Source organism: Rhodococcus sp. MH15 (assembly GCF_019266045.1).
Lineage (GTDB): Bacteria > Actinomycetota > Actinomycetes > Mycobacteriales > Mycobacteriaceae > Rhodococcus_F > Rhodococcus_F qingshengii.
Genome location: NZ_LPNP01000061.1, coordinates 448,657 through 467,812 on the forward strand (window position 1 = coordinate 448,657; position 19,156 = coordinate 467,812).

Here is a 19,156-nt window from a genome sequence, read left to right on the forward strand (position 1 = left end):
TGAGGTTGGAGCAATTCGGCACGTTAAGTTACCGGTCAGTAATGGGCAGTAGTACGCTTGACACGAGGCCGGACGCCTGGCCGTGATCGCCGAACCAACGTCTCACCGCCCTTCGGTGCGGTGGGCAGCTCCATCAGGAGGAATTCGCGTGGCTCCATCCACAAACAACCAACGCAACGTCGTCTTCGTCGACGGCATTCGCACCCCGTTCGGCAAGGCCGGCCCGAAAGGCATGTACGCCGACACGCGCGCAGACGATCTCGTCGTCAAGGCGATTCGTGAGCTGCTTCGCCGTAACCCGCAGCTCGATCCCGCACGGATCGACGAAGTTGCTGTCGCAGCCACCACGCAGACCGGTGACCAGGGCCTGACCATCGGCCGCACCGCTGCGATCCTCGCCGGTCTCCCCGAAACCGTTCCAGGATTCGCCATCGACCGCATGTGTGCCGGCGCGATGACCGCCGTCACCACGACCGCGTCGGGCATCGGCTTCGGCCAGTACGACGTCGTGATCGCCGGTGGCGTCGAGCACATGGGTCACCACCCGATGGGTGAGGGCGCAGACCCCAACCCGCGTTTCCTCGCCGACCGCCTGGTCGACCCGAGCGCCCTCGTGATGGGTAACACCGCCGAGAACCTGCACGACCGGTTCCCGACCATCACCAAGGACCGCACGGACGCCTACGCCGTCAACAGCCAGAACAAGTACGACGCTGCCAAGAAGGCCGGCTTCATCGCCGACACCCTGGTCCCCGTCGCCACCCGCAGTTCCGCGGGCTGGGGTCTGGCCACCGAAGACGAGCCGCCGCGCCCCGGAACCACCGTCGAAGATCTCGCGAAGCTCAAGACGCCGTTCCGACCGGCCGGACGCATCACCGCCGGTAACGCAGCCGGACTCAACGACGGTGCCACCGCAGCACTGCTCGCCGGTGAGGACACCGCAGCCGAGCTCGGCCTGCCGGTCGGCATGCGCATGGTGGGCTTCGCCTACCAGGGCGTCGACCCCGCCGTCATGGGCATCGGCCCGGTTCCCGCCACTGAGAAGCTGCTGGCACGCACCGGCCTCAAGATCGAGGACATCGGACTCTTCGAGATCAACGAGGCGTTCGCCGTTCAGGTCCTCGCGTTCCTCGAGCACTACGGAATCGCCGACGACGACCCGCGCGTCAACCAGTGGGGCGGCGCCATCGCGTGTGGCCACCCCCTCGCTTCCTCGGGCGTTCGCCTGATGACGCAGCTCTCCCGCCAGTTCGCGACGCGTCCCGACGTGCGCTACGGCTTGACCACCATGTGCATCGGCCTCGGCATGGGCGGCACCGTCATCTGGGAGAACCCGAACCACGCTGACTACCAGGCAGGAGTCAACTAAATGTCTGATATTGCAACAGCATTCGCCGACGAGGTCGTGACGAACGCCTACACGAAGATCATCTCGGTCCCCGGCATCGAGGGCCCTTTTGCACTGATCACCCTCGACAACGGCTTCGACCACACCAAGCCGTCGTCCTTCGGTCCCGGCGGACTCGCAGCATTCGACGCCGCCCTCGACGAAGCCTTTGCCGCCAACCCGGTTGCCATCGCCGTCACCGGCAAGCCGTTCATCTTCGCCGCCGGCGCGGATCTCAAGGGTGTTCCCGCGATCACCTCTCGTGAGCAGGGACTCGAGCTGGGCCGCTTGGGTCACAAGGTGTTCCGACGCCTGCGTGAGTCGTCCGTTCCCACGTTCGCCTTCATCAACGGTGTCGCTCTGGGCGGCGGCCTCGAGGTCGGACTGCACAGCCACTACCGCACGGTTGCCGCCAATGCGGGCGCACTGGGTCTTCCGGAAGCATTCCTCGGTCTGGTCCCCGGTTGGGGCGGAACGCAGTTGCTCCCCAACCTCGTCGGCCCGTCGAACGCCGTCACCGTGGTTATCGAGAACTCGCTGAACCAGAACAAGGTGCTCTCCCCCAAGAAGGCACTCGAACTCGGCGTCGTCGACGTCGTTCTCGATTCCGCCGACTTCATCGAGCAGTCCCTCGCCTGGGCGTCGCAGGTCCTCGCCGGCACAGTGACCCCCGCTCGCCCCGAGATCGATCGTGGCCAGGGCTGGGACGACGCGATCGCTCGTGCGAAGGCGATCGTCGACGGCAAGACCAAGGGCAACGCTCCCGGCGCCGTCAAGGCCGTCGAGTTGCTCGAACTGGCTCGCAGCACCGACATCACCGATGCCGCCTCGCTCGACAAGGGCTTCGCGGCCGAGGACGAGGCTCTTGCCGACCTCCTCCTGACGGACGAACTCCGCGCGGGTCTGTACGCCTTCGATCTGGTGAACAAGCGCGCCAAGCGTCCCGCCGGAGCACCCGACCGCTCGCTCGCTCGTAAGGTCAGCGGCGTCGGCATCGTCGGCGCCGGCCTCATGGCCAGCCAGCTCGCGCTGCTCTTCGTCCGCCAGCTCAAGGTGCCGGTCATCCTGACCGACATCGACCAGGAACGCATCGACAAGGGTGTCGGCTACGTCCACACCGAGATCGAGAAGCTCCAGGGCAAGGGACGCCTGTCCCCCGACGCTGCGAACCGCCTCAAGGCGCTCGTCTCCGGCTCCCTCGACAAGGCCGCGTTCGCCAAGACCGACTTCGTCATCGAAGCCGTCTTCGAGAACATGGACGTCAAGAAGAAGGTCTTCGCGGAACTCGAGCAGTTCATCGCCCCCGAAACCATCCTCGCCACCAACACGTCTTCGCTCTCCATCACGGAGATGGCGTCCGGCCTCGAACATCCCGAGCGTGTGGTCGGCTTCCACTTCTTCAACCCGGTGGCCGTTCTTCCCCTCCTCGAGATCATCAAGGGCAGCAAAACCGATGATGCCACTCTGGCAACGGCTTTCGCCACCGCGAAGTCGCTGAAGAAGTCCGCCGTCCTCTGCGGCGACAAGGCCGGCTTCGTCTTCAACCGCCTCGTCACCCGCACCTTGGGTGAGGTCATGTCCGCCGTCGACGAAGGCACCCCCTTCGACGTCGCAGACAATGCCATCGCCGAACTCGGCATGCCCATGTCGCCGTTCACCTTGCTGGCCCTAGTCGGACCCGCAGTGGCACTGCACACCGGGGAGACCCTGCAGGAGTCGTACCCGGACCGGTTCAAGAGCTCACCCGGACTCGAAGCACTCGTCGAGGCCCGCAAGCCCGGCGTGTGGACCTGGGGCGAGAACGGTCAGGCCGTCGACCCCGAGGTCGCCGCACTGTGGCCGCAGGGTGACAAGGTGTCCACCTCGGAAGAGGTCCTCGAGCGCACACGTCGTGCATTTGCCGAGGAAATTCAGATCATGCTCGACGAGGGCGTCGTAGCGGCAGCCGAGGACATCGACCTCTGCCTGCTGCTCGGCGGAGGATTCGGATTCTGGAACGGCGGCATCACGCCGTACCTGGACCGCACCGGTACCTCCGAGGCTGTCAACGGCAAGCGCTTCCTCGCGCCTGGTGTTGCCAGCGTCTGAGTCAGTCGATCGACCCGTCACGGACGGCGTGCCTTCGGGTACGCCGTCCGTGGCGTTTGCGCAGGTTCAGAATAGTGTTCCCACATCGTCTTTCACGATGTTCTCGAGCGCACGCTCCGCGACGGCGGCGATGGTCATCGACGGATTGCACGCAGCGGAGTTTCCCGGCAGCAGAGCGCCGTCGAGCACGTACAACCCCCGCTGGCCCAGAACCCGCCCATCAAGATCGCACACCGAGTTCATGCAGGCACCGCCGAGGGGATGCCACGTGGAGGGCAGTATCGCGTTCGTGTCGGTGAGCAGTCCTCCTGCCGCGATCCGCTGGGCGGCCGGCCCGATGTGGCCTTGCTGGATCGCCGAATCCCCGTCCTTCGGCCAACGGAGCACCGCCTCACCCCGCGCCGAGTCGTACACGAACCGACCTCGGTCGCCGCTCACACCGAATCCGACCATCACCGTGCTGTGAGCGTCGAACGCAACGGGCGGGAACGACGCCTGAATGACGGTGAACGCATTATGCGGGTCGTCCCAGTTCCGGCTGCCGTAGACGACCGGCCCGCCCTGCGTCGCACCGAAGTTCTCGGCGAGATCCGACCAGATGTAGATCCGATCGGCATTGGTCCCCCACCCTGCGCCGAGCTCGTCCGGTAGATCCCTGATCCGCCCCGTTGCCGCGGCGCGGACCAGGAGTTTGGTGGTGTTCATGCTGCCTGCAGCCATCACGAGCGCATCCGTCGTCAAGATCTTGTTCTCGAGAATCTTGCCGGAAATGTCGGTCCGGTCCACGTACACGCGCCACCGTCCGTCGGCGGCCCGCTCGACATCGGTGACCTGGTGCAGAGTCTCCACATTCACCAATCCGGTCGCTTCCGCAGCCGCAATGTAGGTGACATCCACCGAATGCTTGCCACCGTTGTTGACACCGAGCGCGCCGTCACCGTTGGTGTAAGACGGCTTCATCTCACCCCTCAATTCGGCCAACGCGAAGTTCCAGTCGATCGGCATCGGAATCTTCGACACGGGTAGACCGGAACGCGCTGCGTTACGCGCGAATACACGTGCCGCCTCGTAGTTCGGGCTGGAAATCAGTTCGTCTGGTGCAGTTTCCACTTGCAGCATCCGCGCCACCCGCGGGTAATGGACGCGGCCCATTCGTGCGTAATCGAGCTCCTCCGGAAAGTGCGTGTTGAAGACCGCTTCTTCCGGTTGCAGCGTCATCCCTTGGTACACAAGCGATCCGCCGCCCACACCGGCTGCGCAGATCGCGGTCATGTTCTCACCGGTCACCGTCTCCAACAAACCCGCGTATGGCTCGAAGATCGCCGGCCTGCCGAACAGAGTCGGGTTGGACTGATGCCAGAGGATGCGCTTGTCCGGGCTGGCGGGGTGCGGGAAAGTTTCGGCATTCGGCCCGGTCTGCCACCGAATCCCTCTCTCCAGCAAAGTGACCGGAACCCCCGCCTCGGCCAGGCGAAGTGCCGTCACCCCGCCGCCGAACCCCGATCCGATAACCACGACACGGTGCACTTCACGTGTCAGCGGAATCCCTGTTGCAGCCCTGGCCGTGCGTGGCGCCATCATCGCGACTCCCACGGCGGCCGTACCGGCCAAGAACGATCTACGTTTCACTCCGGACATGACTGGTGCTCCCTCGAAGAATGTCGCCAGAGAATTCCGGGCACGCCAAAACTAGACACTCTGACGCTCGAGTGTCAAGGTTTTGGCGGAGCAGGCAAGGAACTACGAGGTCGACCGGATTGCGGGCCCGAGCCACCTCGAGAGAAAGGCCCGCAAGGAGTCGTCGGAATGTACGAGGTCACTGTCGAATGCAACAACCGAAAGCCCCAGTCGCACGGCGATTTCCACTATCTCATCCAACTCCGCCTCCGTGGCGAGGCCACGTTCGACCATAGGGGTGAGCATCTGACCAGCGAAAGGTATTGCTCGACTCATCATTTCGAGATCGAAGACAGGGTTTCCCCGCTCGGCGAGGAGCAGAGTCGCGAGCACCGGGTGAGCACGCACGGCAGTTCGCGCGGCAACGATGAATTCGACGACGTAGTCACACACCGTATCGACCGACTCCACCTGTGCCGTGATCTCCCCGAGGACCTCGACAGCGAGACCGCCCATCGCCTGAGAGACGACCTCTTCACGTGTGCCGAAAATCGAGTACACCGTCTGGCGCGAGACACCGGCCGCGGTGGCAACTGCGGCAATGTTCACAGCCTCGAATCCGCCACCTTCGATCAGTCCGAGGGCGGCGCCGAGAATCTTCTGCTGTGATCGCACGAGGAAAGTATTGCCCACTGAAACGGTGCACTGAGAAACGCGGTCCAGATCCGACTCCCACCTGCATAAACGGCACAATCGGTTTCGTTTGGCTGCCGAAATTCAGTAGGTTAGGCTACCCTTTATGAAAACTTCTGTTCGGGGCTTCACTGCCCTCGGTGCGGCCGCAATCGCGGTCACCGCACTTGTCTCGTGCTCCTCGGATTCAGGCACATCCACGCCATCCCAAGGTACGGGCGGATTCCCCGTCAGCATCGAGAACACCTTCGGCACCACGACCATCGACTCGAAGCCCGAGCGCCTCGTCACCCTCGGATGGAACGCGCAGGACATCCTGTACGCACTCGATCTGACTCCGGTCGGACAGCCCAAGTACACCTACGGCGCGGACGACAACGGCGTCATGCCCTGGGCGCAGGACTACTTCGACGCGGACAAGACAACGCTCTTCGACATGCCGGCCAGCGGAGAACCGCCGATCGAGTCCATCGCGTCGTTGACCCCCGACGTCATCCTCGCGCCGTACGAGGGCTTCGAGGAATCCGTCTACAACCAACTGAGCAAGATCGCACCGACGGCCGCCTACCCCGGCGCGGCCTGGCAGACATCCTGGCAGGACCAGACCCGCATCGTCGGCAAGGCAGTCGGCAAGAGCGAAGAGGCCGACAAGCTCGTCGACGGCCTCGACGCGACTCTCGCCGATACCGCCACAGCCCACCCGGAGTTCGCCGGAAAGACATTGGCAGTGGTCAACTTCGACACCGATTCGAGCAACATCAACGTCTATCTGCCCACTGATCCGCGGGTCCAGGTGCTGACCGAACTCGGATTCGTCAACGCGCCGGGCGTCGAGAAGCTAGCCGCGGACAATGCAGGTGGATCGTTCTTCAAGACGATCTCCTACGAGAACATCGCCGACATCGACGCCGATGTGATCGTCGGCTTCACCGACGGCTCCGGTGATCCGTCCGGCATACCCGCAGTCGGTGGACTCGGCGCGGTCAAGCGTGGATCCACCGCATTCCTTAGCGACACCCGGGTCATCGGCGGACTGAGCAACGTCAACGTCCTGAGCACGCCGTGGGTCCTCGGCCAGATCACACCGACGTTGAGCGAAGCCGCAAAGCGCGCCTCCGCCTAGAAACGAGATTTTCCCGACAACCCTCTCCGGCGTGATCCGTATCGAACGGCTCGCCGGAGAGGCGGGTGACCCGGAAATTCATGGCGAAGGATCTCGAAGACATTGCAGCAAAAGCCGAGCGCCGCTCGGGCGAGTAAAGCGCCCTCACCTGCACTTACCATATTGTTTGCATACTAACTGCAATCAATACGACATTACTGTGTCAAGCTGATTCGCTGCGGGAATGGACTCAGCTGGGTAACGGCGCGTGAGTCCCCGCCAAATCTGCCCCGGTGGGCGTAGCGTGCAGAGTGCTCGCGGATGGATCGGCGCATCGGGGTGTCGACCGTAGGGCCTTTGAGGGGGCAGGAATGGCATTCAGCGGAACCGCCTCCGGCGGAGGATCAGGCGCTACTCGCGCCGACGTCGGACATGCAGTGCTCTTCGCCGGCGCCGCCGCGCTCGGCGGTTTTCTGTTCGGATACGACACCGCCGTCATCAACGGGGCGGTCGGTGCGATCCGAGACAAGTACGACATCGGCGCCTCGGGCACCGGGCTCACGGTCTCACTGACTCTGCTCGGCGCAGCACTCGGCGCCTGGATCGCAGGCACACTCGCCGACCGACTCGGCCGCATCCGCGTCATGCAGATAGCCGCGGTGTTGTTCATCATCGGCGCCGTAGGCTCCGCAATTCCGTTCAGCGTCTACGACCTCACGTTCTGGCGCGTGGTCGGCGGCCTGGCAGTGGGTTTCGCGTCAGTCATCGCCCCGGCCTACATCGCGGAGATCTCCCCCGCCGCGATTCGCGGACGTCTCGGCTCTATGTACCAACTGGCGATCGTTCTCGGAATCGCCGTGTCGCAGTTGGTCAATTACGCCCTCCAGGCCGCGGCCGGTGGTGATCGCAATCAGATCGCAGGCCTCGAAGCCTGGCAGTGGATGCTGATGCTCGAGGCGGTTCCCGCAGTCCTGTACCTGATCATGACAACCACGATTCCCGAATCTCCACGGTTCCTCGTGGCGCAGGGCAAGGACGATCGTGCTCGCAAGATCATCTCCGATCTCGAAGGTGGAGATCACGACGCCGTCACCGAACGCATGAACGAGATCCGCGAATCTCTGACGGAGAAGCAAGCCAAGACCACAGTCCGCCAACTCTTCTCGAAGCGGCTCGGGGTCTCCCATCTGGTGTGGGTCGGTATTGCACTCGCCGCATTGCAGCAGTTCGTCGGTATCAACGTGATCTTCTACTACTCGAGCACCCTCTGGCAGGCGGTCGGATTCGGCGCCGACCGATCCCTGCTGATCAGCGTCGTGAGCGCCTTGGTCAACATCGTCGGTACATTTGTCGCCATCGCCGTCATCGACCGGGTCGGTCGAAAGCCGCTGTTGTTGGTCGGTTCCGCCGGTATGGCCATCTCACTGGGCACCGCGGCGTTCTGTTTCCATTCGGCAACAGTGACCAAGAACGAGATCGGCGAATCTGTGGCCACGCTGACCGGAGCGAACGCGACTATCGCACTTATCGGTGCGAACGCATTCGTATTCTTCTTCGCTCTGTCCTGGGGCCCGGTGGTCTGGGTGTTGATCTCCGAGATGTTCCCCAACCGCGTGCGTGCTGCAGCAGTAGGAATTGCGACCGCCACCAACTGGGTCGCGAACTTCCTGGTCTCCTGGACGTTCCCGGCACTGGCCGATTGGAATCTGTCGTACACCTACGCCGGCTACGCCGTCATGGCAGTGTTGTCGCTGTTCGTCGTCCTGCGATTCGTGAAGGAAACGCGAGGCAGCACACTCGAATCCGTCCAGTAACGAGATCTCACGGTGTCACACCGAAAAGCGGTGGCCCTCGGATTGATCCGAGGGCCACCGCTTTTCGAGATTATCGTGAGACGAGCCGTCAGCCTTGCGCGACTTCGCCCTGAGCCGACGCCGAGGACGCGTCTTCCTGGACGTGGACACCGACGCTGCCCATGCCCGCCACCCAGCCGGTGATCTTGCGGGAGAGGTCCTGAGCCGTGAGTCCGAGTTCCTTGTGGATGGCCTCGCGGCTGGCGTGATCGAGGAACTGCTGGGGAACGCCCATGTCGCGGCACGACGTGTGCACTCCGGCTGCCCGCATCGCCGCCGAGACCGTCGAACCGATGCCGCCGTGCAGACCACCGTCTTCGATGGTGACCACGAGGGCGTACTTGTCCGCCATCTTCACCAGGGAATCCGCGACCGGCAGAACCCACCGCGGATCGACGACGGCAACCGAGATGCCCTGCTTGTCGAGCCGCTCGGCAATCTCGAGTGCCAGGGATGCAAACGGGCCCACCGCGACGAGGAGCACGTCGCCGCGCTCACCCTCGCTGGACTTGAGAACGTCGACCATTCCGTCGAGTCGCTTCACGGCCGGAATCGCTTCGGGTACAGCGCCCTTCGGGAAACGAACGACGGTTGGGCCGTCGTCGACGAGAAGCGCCTCGTCCAGTTCTTCCCGCAGCGTGTCGGCGTCACGCGGTGCCGCGACGCGGATCCCCGGGATGATTCCGAGCAGCGAAAGATCCCAGACGCCGTTGTGGCTGGCGCCGTCGACTCCGGTGACCCCGGCGCGGTCGAGCACGACTGTCACCGGTTGCTTGAGCAGAGCGACGTCCATCAACAACTGGTCGAAAGCCCGATTGAGGAAGGTCGAGTAGATAGCAACGACGGGGTGAAGTCCGCCAAGTGCAAGACCGGCGGCCGAGGTCATCGCATGCTGCTCGGCGATACCGACGTCGAAGATCCGATCGGGGAACTTCTCACCGAAGGCCGCGAGGCCGGTGGGCCCGGCCATCGCCGCGGTGATGGCGACGATGTCCTCACGACGCGAAGCCTGCTCGATCAACGCGGCCGAGAAGACCGACGTCCAGTCCGGCGCGGACGACTTGGTGCCGCGACCGGTGACGGGATCGATGACACCGGTGGCATGCATCTGGTCGGCCACGTCGTTCTCGGCGTGTGCGTAACCGTTGCCCTTTCGAGTGACGGCATGCACGATGACCGGTCCGCCGTAGGCCTTCGCCCGGCGCAATGCCGATTCCATGGCGGCTTCGTCGTGTCCGTCCACCGGTCCGAGGTATTTGATACCGAGATCGGTGAACATGACCTGAGGGCTGACCGCGTCTTTGAGACCCGCCTTCATTCCGTGCAGGACGGAGTACGCGGTGCGCCCCACCCAGGGCAGTCTCTTGACCATGCGTCGGCCACTGTCGAGGGCGCGCTCGTAACTCGGTGCGGTTCGCAGTGCCGAAAGATGGTCGGCGAGTCCGCCGATGGTCGGTGCGTAGGAGCGGCCGTTGTCGTTGACGACGATCACCACCGAACGGTCCTTGCCTGCCGCGATGTTGTTGAGAGCTTCCCAACACATTCCGCCGGTCAGCGCACCGTCACCGACGACGGCAACTACGTGGCGATTCTGACCCGTCAGCGCGAAGGCCTTCGCGAGGCCGTCGGCATAGGACAGCGCGGCGGAAGCGTGAGAGGACTCGACCCAGTCGTGTTCGCTCTCGGCGCGGCACGGATACCCGGACAGTCCGCCCTGCTTACGCAGAGTGTCGAACTGATCCTGACGACCGGTGAGGATCTTGTGTACGTAGGCCTGATGGCCCGTGTCGAAGATGATCGCGTCCTGCGGCGAGTCGAAAATTCGGTGCAGTGCGAGGGTCAACTCCACGACGCCCAAGTTGGGCCCGAGGTGACCACCGGTCGCAGCGACCTTCAGCACGAGGAACTCACGAATCTCGTCGGCCAACTCCGTCATCTCGGCGTGGCTCAACTGACGTAGATCGTCAGGACCCTGAATGCGGGCAAGAACACCCAACGAGATCGCTCCCTCCGTGCTTCACAGCTGCACCGGTGCGCGCCGCGGCTGTCTTCGCGACAGTGCTGCCAGTCTACGGAGCGTTCCGGCGAACCGACACGCGGACTCGGCCCGATTCCGGTGTGACTTCGCGTAACAGCGAAATCCCGCGGATCGCTCGTGATCGCAATCACAGACAAATGGGATCCGTCGCGATCGACTCGGCAACTCTTCTTCCACAAAACGACCGCCATGTCAGCTTAAGGTCGACGTATGGGAACTGTGGTCGACGACCTGATAACGCGAGTGTTCGACGAAGTCCGATCACTCGACGAAGGCGAGTTGGCCGACTACATCCCCGAACTCGCGGCGGTCGCCCCCGATTCGTTCGGAATCTGCATCGCCACCGTAGACGGTTACGTCTACGAGATCGGTGACTCGCGAATCCCGTTCACCATTCAGTCGATCTCGAAGCCCTTCACCTACGCCTTGGCTCTCGCCGATCGAGGAAGCGAGGCGGTTGCCGCGAAAATCGACGTCGAACCATCCGGCGAGCCGTTCAACGAAATCAGCCTCGACCCGCTCACCGAACGGCCACGAAACCCCATGATCAATGCCGGGGCGATCACCGCTGCATCACTGGTTGCCGGACCGAATCCCGAGGCCCGCTTCGAGCGCATCCGCTCGGCGTACTCGCGATACGCAGGCCGCGAGCTGACCTTCAACGAAGCCGTCTACACCTCCGAGGCCCGCACCGGTCACCGCAACCGTGCGATCGGCCACATGCTGCGATCCTTCGACGTCATCACCGGCAATCCCGACGAGGCCGTCGACCTGTACTTCCGTCAGTGTTCGATCGACGTGACCTGCCGTGATCTGAGTCTGATGGCTGCGACGATGGCGAACAACGGCGTCAATCCGCTCACCCACGAGCGTGCGCTGGCACCCGCAGGCGTCGAACAGGTCCTCAGTGTCATGGCAACCTGCGGGATGTACGACGGCGCCGGCAAGTGGCTGGTAGAGGTCGGATTGCCGGCCAAGAGCGGTGTCGGCGGCGGAGTGCTGGCGGTTCTGCCGGGCCAGATCGGGATCGCCGTGTACTCCCCCAGGCTCGACGTTCACGGCAACAGTGTTCGCGGAGTTGCGTCTGCCCGGGCACTGTCGAAGGAACTCGAACTGCACTTCCTCCACGTGACGCGGGCGTCACGCTCGTCGATCCGGGCCAGATACAGCGTCATCGAAGCACCGTCGCGAGTACGACGCACCCCGACCGAACAAGCCGTGCTCGACGACGTCGGCAAGCGCAGCCGGGTCTACGAACTGCACGGCGATCTCCTCTTCACCGGTGCCGAATCGGCGGTCCGCGAAATCGGCTCGGTGGACGAGGGCCTCGAAGTTGTCGTCATCGACGTCCGCCGCGTCGACGACGCCAGCGACGTCGCAGTACGCATGATCACCGCGCTGCAGGTTCAACTGGCCGAGCAGGCTTGTGCTGTGGCCGTCGTCGATCCGCAAGGACTGCTGGGACAACGAAGTTCGAGCATCGACCCCGCCAGACGAAGTGGTCGGGTTTTTGCCGATCTCGATTCCGCCATGCAGTGGTGCGAAGACACGCTGCTTGCGGTGCATTGTGAGGCCGATCGGCAGGCGTCGACGATCTCGATCGAGGACCACCCAGTTCTCGATGCTCTGTCCGCGGCGCAGATCGAGGGATTCTCCGCAGAACTGGAGACGCGAACCTATGCCCGCGGCGAGAAGATCGCCCGCCGAGGCGAAGCGGCCTCGGGGTTCTATCTGATTCTCAGCGGCCAGGTCAGCACCATGTTCACCGACGCGCACGGGGTCGAGCACCGCATCACGACGCTCTCCGCCGGAATGACGTTCGGCGAGATGACGATGTTCCTCGACACTCCGTTCCTCAACGACATCCGCGCCGATTCCACGGTCACCGTGGCCGTCCTGACTCCGGAGCGATATGCAGAACTGACCGCGCAGGCACCCGAGTTGAAACTTGCGCTTCTCGAACGACTGGCGGCGGGCGCCTACGAGCAATTGGACCTGATGTTGCGGAGTGTCATATCCGCCGGACGAATCGGATAGGAACCACACGTGCCCACCACCGCCTTCACCTCGGAGCCGTCCACTGTCACGGTGACCGGAACCGCCACTGCAACAGCTGTTCCCGACATCGTGCGATTGACGATCGGAGTATCGGTGACACAGACGGCCGTTTCCGACGCGTTCGACGCCGTCGCGCGTCTGTCCACTGCCCTGACCGAGACCCTGCACGCGCGCGGTGTGCGCGGAGCGGACCTCACCACCGCCGGGCTGAGCGTCCATCCGCAGACTCACTGGAGCGACGGAGGCCGCCAGGAGACAACAGGATTCACGGCATCGACAACTTTCCGAGTCGTACTGCGAGAGCTGGAGCCGGAAGCGGCGAACTCCCCCGCTGCCGTCATCGCGGCATGTGTATCGGTGGGTGGCGACGCGATTCGGCTCGACGGACTGGAGTTCGATCTCGACGACCGCAGCGATCTGGCGACAAGAGCACGCGAATTGGCCTGGACGGCAGCCGAATCGAAGGCCAGACAGTTCGCAGACCTGGCAGACAAAGATCTGGTCGAAGTCCTCGAGGTGCTCGAGGACTTCGACCAGATCGTGCCGATGCGCGGACGTGTCGCGGCGATGAAAGCGGATTCGGCCCCGATAGCCGTCGAACGCGGAGAGATCGAAGAATCGATCTCGGTCCGCGTTCGATGGGCTATGGCGTGACAACAGTAATTCAGAAGACGCGGCCGGCAGTAGACCAGCCGGGCTTGCGGATCAGCGAGTGAGGTTCTTCTCCTCGTTCTTCTCTTCGCGTTCTTCTTCGAACTTCTGCTCGGCGTCGGGGGTTGCCATGTCGATGGTGGTGCGCAACGGACGGTTCGGGATGAAGATGACCGACACGAGCGTGACCACGGCGACGACGGCTGCGACCAGGAAGATCCGTCCTGTTGCGTCGCCGTAGGCGAACCGAACGATCTGCGAGACGAAGTCAGGCATATTGCTCAGGTCGAGGCCGTCCTGGAGGCTCTTTCCAGCTACTGCCTGCTGCTCGGGCGGCAAGGTGGAGACCGAATCGACTGTCAGTGTCTTGACGCGGGTCGCAAGAATCGAACCGAGCACCGACACGCCGATCGCGCCGCCGAAGGTGCGGAAGAACGCCACGATACTGCTGGCCGCGCCGATGTTCTCGACGCTGACCGTGTTCTGCACGGCGAGAACGATGTTCTGCATCAGCATGCCGGTACCGAGACCCACGATGGCGATGAAGATTCCGATTGTCCACAGGCTGGTTGCGTGGTCGATCGTCGACAGCAGCCCGAAACCGACCAGCAGCAGAACTGCGCCGGCGACGATGAAGGGCTTCCACTGACCGAACTTGGTGATCAGCTGGCCCGAGCCGACCGAGGCGACGAGCATGCCTGCGACCATCGGAATGGTGAGCAATCCGGCTTCGGTGGGATCGAATCCGCGTGCGGTCTGGAAGTACTGCGTCAGGAACGTCGTCGCGCCGAAGAGGCCGACACCAACTGCGATCGAGGCGATGATCGCGAGAGCCGTTGTGCGCTCGGTGATGATCTTGATCGGCAGGATCGGATCCTTGACCTTGGATTCGACGAACATCGTCAGGCCGAGCAGGGCCAGACCACCGATGACGAAGAAGGCCGACTCCTTCGAGAACCAGGCGTAGTAGTCGTCCTGACCGGCAAACGAAACCCAGATCAGCAGGACGCTGACACCGGCGGTGAGCAAGGTGGCGCCCATCCAGTCGATGGAGACGTTGTCCTTCTTCACGGTCTCGACGTGCAGTGTGCGCTGAAGCAGGAACAATGCGATGACTGCCAGCGGAACACATACGTAGAAGCACCAGCGCCAGCCGGCAGTGTCCACGAGGACGCCGCCGAGGATCGGTCCACCGGACATCGAGACGGCCATGGCCGCACCCATGTATCCGGAGTAGCGACCGCGATCTCGCGGCGGGATGATCGTGCCGATGATGGCTACGACGAGAGCGGTCAGACCGCCCATACCGATGCCCTGGATGACACGCGCACCGAGCAGCAACGGAACGTTGTGCGCCGCGCCGGCGATGACCGAGCCGATCACGAAGATGACGATCGCGGTCTGGACCAGGACCTTCTTGTTGTAGAGGTCGGCAAGCTTGCCCCAGATCGGCGTCGACGCCGCGGTGGCGAGCAACGCTGTCGTGATGATCCAGGCGTACTGCGTCTGAGTTCCGTGCAGTTCACCGATGATCGTGGGAAGCGCTGTGGAAACGATGGTGCTACTGAGCAGCGCGGTGAACAGCGCTGCGATGAGTCCGGTGAGTGCTTCGAGAATTTCGCGGTGAGTCATCGCGCCCGCTTCGCGAGCCGATCCGTCACCTCCGGTACTTGCCCGGGTTTCTCCTACTGTTGCTGCCATGTGCCTTATCTCCCAATACTTTCTACGCCCGTGTGCGGAACTGCCGGTGAGGCCTGCCGATTCGATGCGCCGAACGTCTCGTTGAGACGTTGCAGCGATGTCACTGCGGCCATGGCCTCTTCCTGGCTCCAGTCTTCGAGCATGTTGCGCAAACGCGCCGCACGCCGCTGCGTGGTTCTCCGTAAAACGTCGTGTCCCTCTTCCGATACTCGGATGCGGAACGCCCGCTTGTCAGCCGGATCGGGATTTCTCTCGACATACCCAGCGTCGACCAGATCCGACATTTGTCGGCTGAGCGACGACTGACTGACACACAGATCGACGGCCAATTCGTTCTGTCGGCACTCCCCACGCGCCGCCAGCATGAACAACACACTGACCAGCGCAGGCGGCAGCAGGCTGTCTGCACCGGTGGTGACCGCGGCTCGCAGCGATCTGCCGAACATGAAGATCGTGTCGACGAGCGCTTGGGCCGTCTCCGGCTGTACCGACATTGCCTACCCCTGAATTCGAGTGGCCCGAACGAGCCGTGACTTGAAAACGGAAAACTACTTGCAGAACGAAACTATACGATTAGTTGCGTAATGCAAGCAACTGTTGTGAACGCGAGAAGCGTCACACCGTTTCAGGGAAAGATTTCGGGACGTCTCAGCGTTCGAGGAGCGCGATGCACTCCATGTGGTGAGTCTGGGGGAACGCGTCGAACGCCCGGAGGCCACCGATTCTGAAGCCCTGCTCCAGGTAGAGGCCGATATCGCGACCGAACGACGCCGGGTCGCACCCGATGTGGACTATCCGCTCAGCGCCCGTTGAGGCGAGAGCTTCCACGACCGGACGGCCGGCCCCCGCACGTGGCGGGTCGAGCACGACGACAGCAGGCGAACGCTCCAGATCCGCGATGATGTTCTCGACGCGGGCGCTGTGGAAGCGCACCTGACCGAGATCGGACAGCGCTGCCTGCCCGTCCGCGACTGCACGCGCCGAAGATTCGACGGACTCCACCACGCCGGACGGCCCGACAAGCTCGGCGAGCACAGCTGCGAACACGCCGACACCGCCGTAGAGATCCCAGGCCGTGTCCGCGGTAGCGGCTCCGGCCCACTCCCCGACCACCTGTGAGTACGCGGCCGCAGCGCCGCGATGGGCCTGCCAGAAACCGGTCGCGGCCAGCGCCCATTCTCGACTGCCGACGCGCTCGGTCACTGTGTCCGATCCGATGGCAACTCGGGTCTTTCGCGGGCCGCCGCTTGCCGCTCGGCGTGCCATCGCGCCGCGTCGCCCGGGCGTCCGCCGTCCCGTCTTGGACACCGCGGGTGCCGCGATTTCCACGACGTGCCGCTCGCCCGCAGCGTCGAGAACGACCTGCAGCTCGCTACCTGGCGCCCACTGCGCACCGCCGAGACCGTCGTACGCGCTCTGATCGATCTGGGTGCACCGCAGGTCTGTGACGATCCGGTTGCTGCGGTACGCGTGGTATCCGGCGACACCGTGCCCGTCCACCGCCAACCGGACTCGCGTGCGCCAACCCGTTCCGCCTCCGGTTCCGGGCAGTTCCTCTACCTCGACGTCCGATTCGACACGAGCCAGTCGCAGAAGCTGCTCCCGCACGACCGAGGTCTTCATCTCACGTTGGACGCTCAGATCCGCATGCGAGTAGTCGCAGCAGCCCGCCCCGCCCGGGCCGGAGATCGGGCATGTCGGATCGATCCGATGCGGAGAAGCGTCGAGAACGGTGATCGCGTCGGCGCGGCAAAACGATCCGCCCTTGTCCTCGGTCACCCGGACCAGCGCACGCTCCCCCGGCAAACCGTGACGGACGAACACGACCCGCCCCTCGTGCCGGGCGACGACGAACCCGCCGTGACCGGGGTTGCCCAGATCGACCTCGAAGGTCTGTCCGGTCCAATTCTCACTCAACGAACTACGCCTGCCATTTCGATGTTGCCGATCATTTTTCGCCGGTGATCATTTCTCGCCGGTGTCGTAACCGCGACGCGTGGCACCTGCGGTCTTCTCGATGTCGAGCGGCTTCGCCTTTGCCGACGAACTCAGCTGCCACGGAACGCTGGTCACCATCACGCCGGGCTGGAAAAGCAGACGACTCTTCAGACGAAGCGCGCTCTGATTGTGCAGGATCTGCTCCCACCAGTGTCCGACGACGTACTCGGGAATGAAGACGGTGACGACGTCACGCGGAGCATCGCGTCGTACACGCTTGACGTAATCGAGAACCGGCTTGGTGATTTCGCGGTACGGCGACTCGATCACCTTGAGCGGAACCGTCACGTCGCTCTTCTCCCACTCACGCACGAGTGCACGGGTGTCCGGCTCGTCGACGTTGACCGTGATGGCTTCGAGGGTGTCCGGTCGCGTGGCTCGCGCGTAGGCGAGAGCTCGCATCGTCGGCATGTGCAACTTCGAGACGAGCACGATCGAGTGCGTGCGGCTGGGCAGTACGCCGTCCCACTCCTGCTCCTCGAGCTCGGCTGCGACGCTGTCGTAGTGCTTGCGGATCATCTTCATCACGATGAAGATCGCGACCATCGCGACGATGGCGATCCATGCGCCGGCAGCGAACTTGGTGATCAGAACGATGATCAAGACGGTGGCGGTCATTGCCAGACCGATCGAATTGATCACTCGCGAGCGCTGCATACGGGCCCGTTGCGCCTTGTCGGTCTCGGACTTCAGATGCCGAGTCCAGTGCTTGATCATGCCCGTCTGGCTGAGCACGAACGAGACGAAGACGCCGACGATGTACAACTGGATGAGCTTGGTGACCTCGGCGCCGAACACCACGACGAATGCGATGGCAGCACCGGAGAGGAAGAGGATTCCGTTGCTGAATGCCAGTCGGTCGCCGCGCGTGTGCAGCTGACGCGGTAGGTACCGATCCTGCGCCAGGATCGATCCGAGTACCGGAAATCCGTTGAACGCGGTGTTCGCGGCCAGAACCAGGATCAGTGCCGTGACGATCGCCATGAAGAAGAAACCGATCGGGAAACCACTGAACACGGCTTCGGCGATCTGCGCGATCAAGGTCTTCTGATGGTAGCCCTCCGGCGCTCCGACCAGCTGTTCCTGCGGATTGTGTGCGTAGACGATGCCGATCTTCTGAGCCAGGATGATGATGCCCATCAGCAGGACGATGGCGATCGACCCGAGCAGCAGCAAGGTCGTGGCAGCGTTGCGCGACTTCGGCTTCTGGAACGCCGGTACGCCGTTGCTGATGGCCTCGACGCCGGTCAGTGCGGCACAGCCCGAGGAGAATGCGCGGGCGATCAGGAACGCGAAGGCAATTCCGTACAGATGCGAATCCTCGGCGTTGAGCGTGAACGACGACGATTCCGCGTGCACATCCTCACCGAGGACGTAGATCCGGAAGAATCCCCACCCGAGCATCAGGAACATGCCGACGATGAATGCGTAGGTCGGAATTGCGAACGCGGTCCCCGATTCACGGATACCGCGAAGGTTGACCGCGGTCAGCAACACGATCGCCGCAACCGCGAACAACACCTTGTGCTGCGCGACGAACGGCAGAGCCGAGCCGATGTTCGACGCCGCCGACGAGATCGACACGGCGACCGTCAGCACGTAGTCGACCATCAGCGCACTACCGACGGTCAGACCGGCGGTCGGGCCGAGGTTGACCGTCGCGACCTCGTAGTCGCCGCCACCGGAGGGGTATGCGTGGACGTTCTGGCGGTAGCTCGCCACCACCACAGCCATGACGATGGCGACGGACAATCCGATCCAGGGTGTGTACGCATACGCGGAAATACCCGCGACGGAGAGAACCAGGAAGATTTCTTCGGGGGCATACGCGACGGACGACATCGCGTCGGACGCGAAGACCGGTAGTGCAATTCGCTTGGGTAGCAGCGTGTGCCCGAGTTTGTCGCTTCGGAACGGCCGACCGAGCAGGAGCCGCTTGGTAGCGGTCGAGAGCTTAGACACGTGCAAAG

Annotated in this window: 13 protein-coding genes; 6 read left to right on the forward strand and 7 right to left on the reverse strand. The window is 63.5% G+C overall.

The genetic code is table 11. The annotated features are described in order from the left end of the window. Nucleotides 1–148 precede the first annotated feature (148 nt). Both ATN37_RS10040 and ATN37_RS10045 read left to right on the forward strand, forming a co-directional pair. Nucleotides 149–1,369, forward strand: a complete 1,221-nt coding sequence (locus ATN37_RS10040) for a thiolase family protein (protein WP_003942598.1) — start codon at nt 149–151, stop codon at nt 1,367–1,369. Next, nucleotides 1,370–3,475, forward strand: coding sequence for a 3-hydroxyacyl-CoA dehydrogenase NAD-binding domain-containing protein (locus ATN37_RS10045; RefSeq protein ID WP_007732875.1), 2,106 nt, complete (start codon nt 1,370–1,372; stop codon nt 3,473–3,475). Between the two features lie 66 nt (nt 3,476–3,541). Here ATN37_RS10045 and ATN37_RS10050 read toward each other — a convergent pair whose 3' ends face one another. Both ATN37_RS10050 and ATN37_RS10055 read right to left on the reverse strand, forming a co-directional pair. Continuing rightward, complete coding sequence (locus ATN37_RS10050; RefSeq protein WP_081557794.1) at nt 3,542–5,113, reverse strand: GMC oxidoreductase; 1,572 nt, start codon at nt 5,111–5,113, stop codon at nt 3,542–3,544. A gap of 102 nt (nt 5,114–5,215) precedes the next feature. Next, complete coding sequence (locus ATN37_RS10055) at nt 5,216–5,767, reverse strand: TetR/AcrR family transcriptional regulator (protein WP_218695081.1); 552 nt, start codon at nt 5,765–5,767, stop codon at nt 5,216–5,218. Nucleotides 5,768–5,891: 124 nt separating this feature from the next. Here ATN37_RS10055 and ATN37_RS10060 point away from each other — a divergent pair, with 124 nt between their 5' ends. Further along, on the forward strand, nt 5,892–6,908 hold the full coding sequence (locus tag ATN37_RS10060; RefSeq protein WP_054828247.1) for an iron-siderophore ABC transporter substrate-binding protein: 1,017 nt from the start codon (nt 5,892–5,894) through the stop codon (nt 6,906–6,908). Nucleotides 6,909–7,258: 350 nt separating this feature from the next. Further along, nucleotides 7,259–8,701: a sugar porter family MFS transporter gene (locus ATN37_RS10065; RefSeq protein WP_050656622.1), complete on the forward strand. Its 1,443-nt coding sequence runs from the start codon at nt 7,259–7,261 to the stop codon at nt 8,699–8,701. 88 nt (nt 8,702–8,789) lie between these two features. On the opposite strand, the gene dxs is transcribed toward ATN37_RS10065, so the two are convergent. Then, on the reverse strand, nt 8,790–10,736 hold the full coding sequence (gene dxs, locus ATN37_RS10070) for a 1-deoxy-D-xylulose-5-phosphate synthase (RefSeq protein WP_007732868.1): 1,947 nt from the start codon (nt 10,734–10,736) through the stop codon (nt 8,790–8,792). A 252-nt stretch (nt 10,737–10,988) separates the two neighbouring features. On the opposite strand from dxs, the gene glsA reads away from it, so the two are divergent. Together glsA and ATN37_RS10080 are read left to right on the forward strand one after the other, a co-directional pair. Further along, nucleotides 10,989–12,815: a glutaminase A gene (gene glsA, locus ATN37_RS10075; protein ID WP_054188510.1), complete on the forward strand. Its 1,827-nt coding sequence runs from the start codon at nt 10,989–10,991 to the stop codon at nt 12,813–12,815. A gap of 9 nt (nt 12,816–12,824) precedes the next feature. Next, complete coding sequence (locus ATN37_RS10080; protein WP_050656624.1) at nt 12,825–13,490, forward strand: SIMPL domain-containing protein; 666 nt, start codon at nt 12,825–12,827, stop codon at nt 13,488–13,490. Between the two features lie 51 nt (nt 13,491–13,541). Here the strand turns inward: ATN37_RS10080 and ATN37_RS10085 are convergent, their stop codons facing one another. The 4 genes from ATN37_RS10085 to ATN37_RS10100 all read right to left on the reverse strand — a co-directional run bounded on the left by ATN37_RS10085 (nt 13,542) and on the right by ATN37_RS10100 (nt 19,148). After that, nucleotides 13,542–15,188 carry an MDR family MFS transporter gene (locus tag ATN37_RS10085; protein ID WP_007732863.1) on the reverse strand — a complete coding sequence of 549 codons (1,647 nt, stop codon included), beginning with the start codon at nt 15,186–15,188 and terminating at the stop codon, nt 13,542–13,544. 5 nt (nt 15,189–15,193) lie between these two features. Continuing rightward, the gene (locus ATN37_RS10090; RefSeq protein WP_003942624.1) at nt 15,194–15,682 is read right to left on the reverse strand and encodes a MarR family winged helix-turn-helix transcriptional regulator; all 489 of its coding nucleotides are present in this window, start codon (nt 15,680–15,682) and stop codon (nt 15,194–15,196) included. Nucleotides 15,683–15,836: 154 nt separating this feature from the next. After that, entirely contained in the window at nt 15,837–17,105 is a 1,269-nt protein-coding gene (locus tag ATN37_RS10095) for a class I SAM-dependent RNA methyltransferase (protein ID WP_050656625.1), read from the reverse strand. A 48-nt stretch (nt 17,106–17,153) separates the two neighbouring features. Next, on the reverse strand, nt 17,154–19,148 hold the full coding sequence (locus ATN37_RS10100; protein ID WP_007732857.1) for an APC family permease: 1,995 nt from the start codon (nt 19,146–19,148) through the stop codon (nt 17,154–17,156). Nucleotides 19,149–19,156 lie beyond the last annotated feature (8 nt).

Excerpts from the sequence above, each read along its gene's own strand:
- ATN37_RS10090 (WP_003942624.1), bottom strand. The coding sequence starts at position 15,682 with ATGTCGGTACAGCCGGAGACGGCCCAAGCGCTCGTCGACACGATCTTC.
- ATN37_RS10085 (WP_007732863.1), bottom strand. The coding sequence starts at position 15,188 with ATGGCAGCAACAGTAGGAGAAACCCGGGCAAGTACCGGAGGTGACGGA.
- glsA (WP_054188510.1), top strand. The coding sequence starts at position 10,989 with ATGGGAACTGTGGTCGACGACCTGATAACGCGAGTGTTCGACGAAGTC.
- ATN37_RS10045 (WP_007732875.1), top strand. The coding sequence starts at position 1,370 with ATGTCTGATATTGCAACAGCATTCGCCGACGAGGTCGTGACGAACGCC.
- ATN37_RS10060 (WP_054828247.1), top strand. The coding sequence starts at position 5,892 with ATGAAAACTTCTGTTCGGGGCTTCACTGCCCTCGGTGCGGCCGCAATC.
- ATN37_RS10065 (WP_050656622.1), top strand. The coding sequence starts at position 7,259 with ATGGCATTCAGCGGAACCGCCTCCGGCGGAGGATCAGGCGCTACTCGC.
- ATN37_RS10050 (WP_081557794.1), bottom strand. The coding sequence starts at position 5,113 with ATGTCCGGAGTGAAACGTAGATCGTTCTTGGCCGGTACGGCCGCCGTG.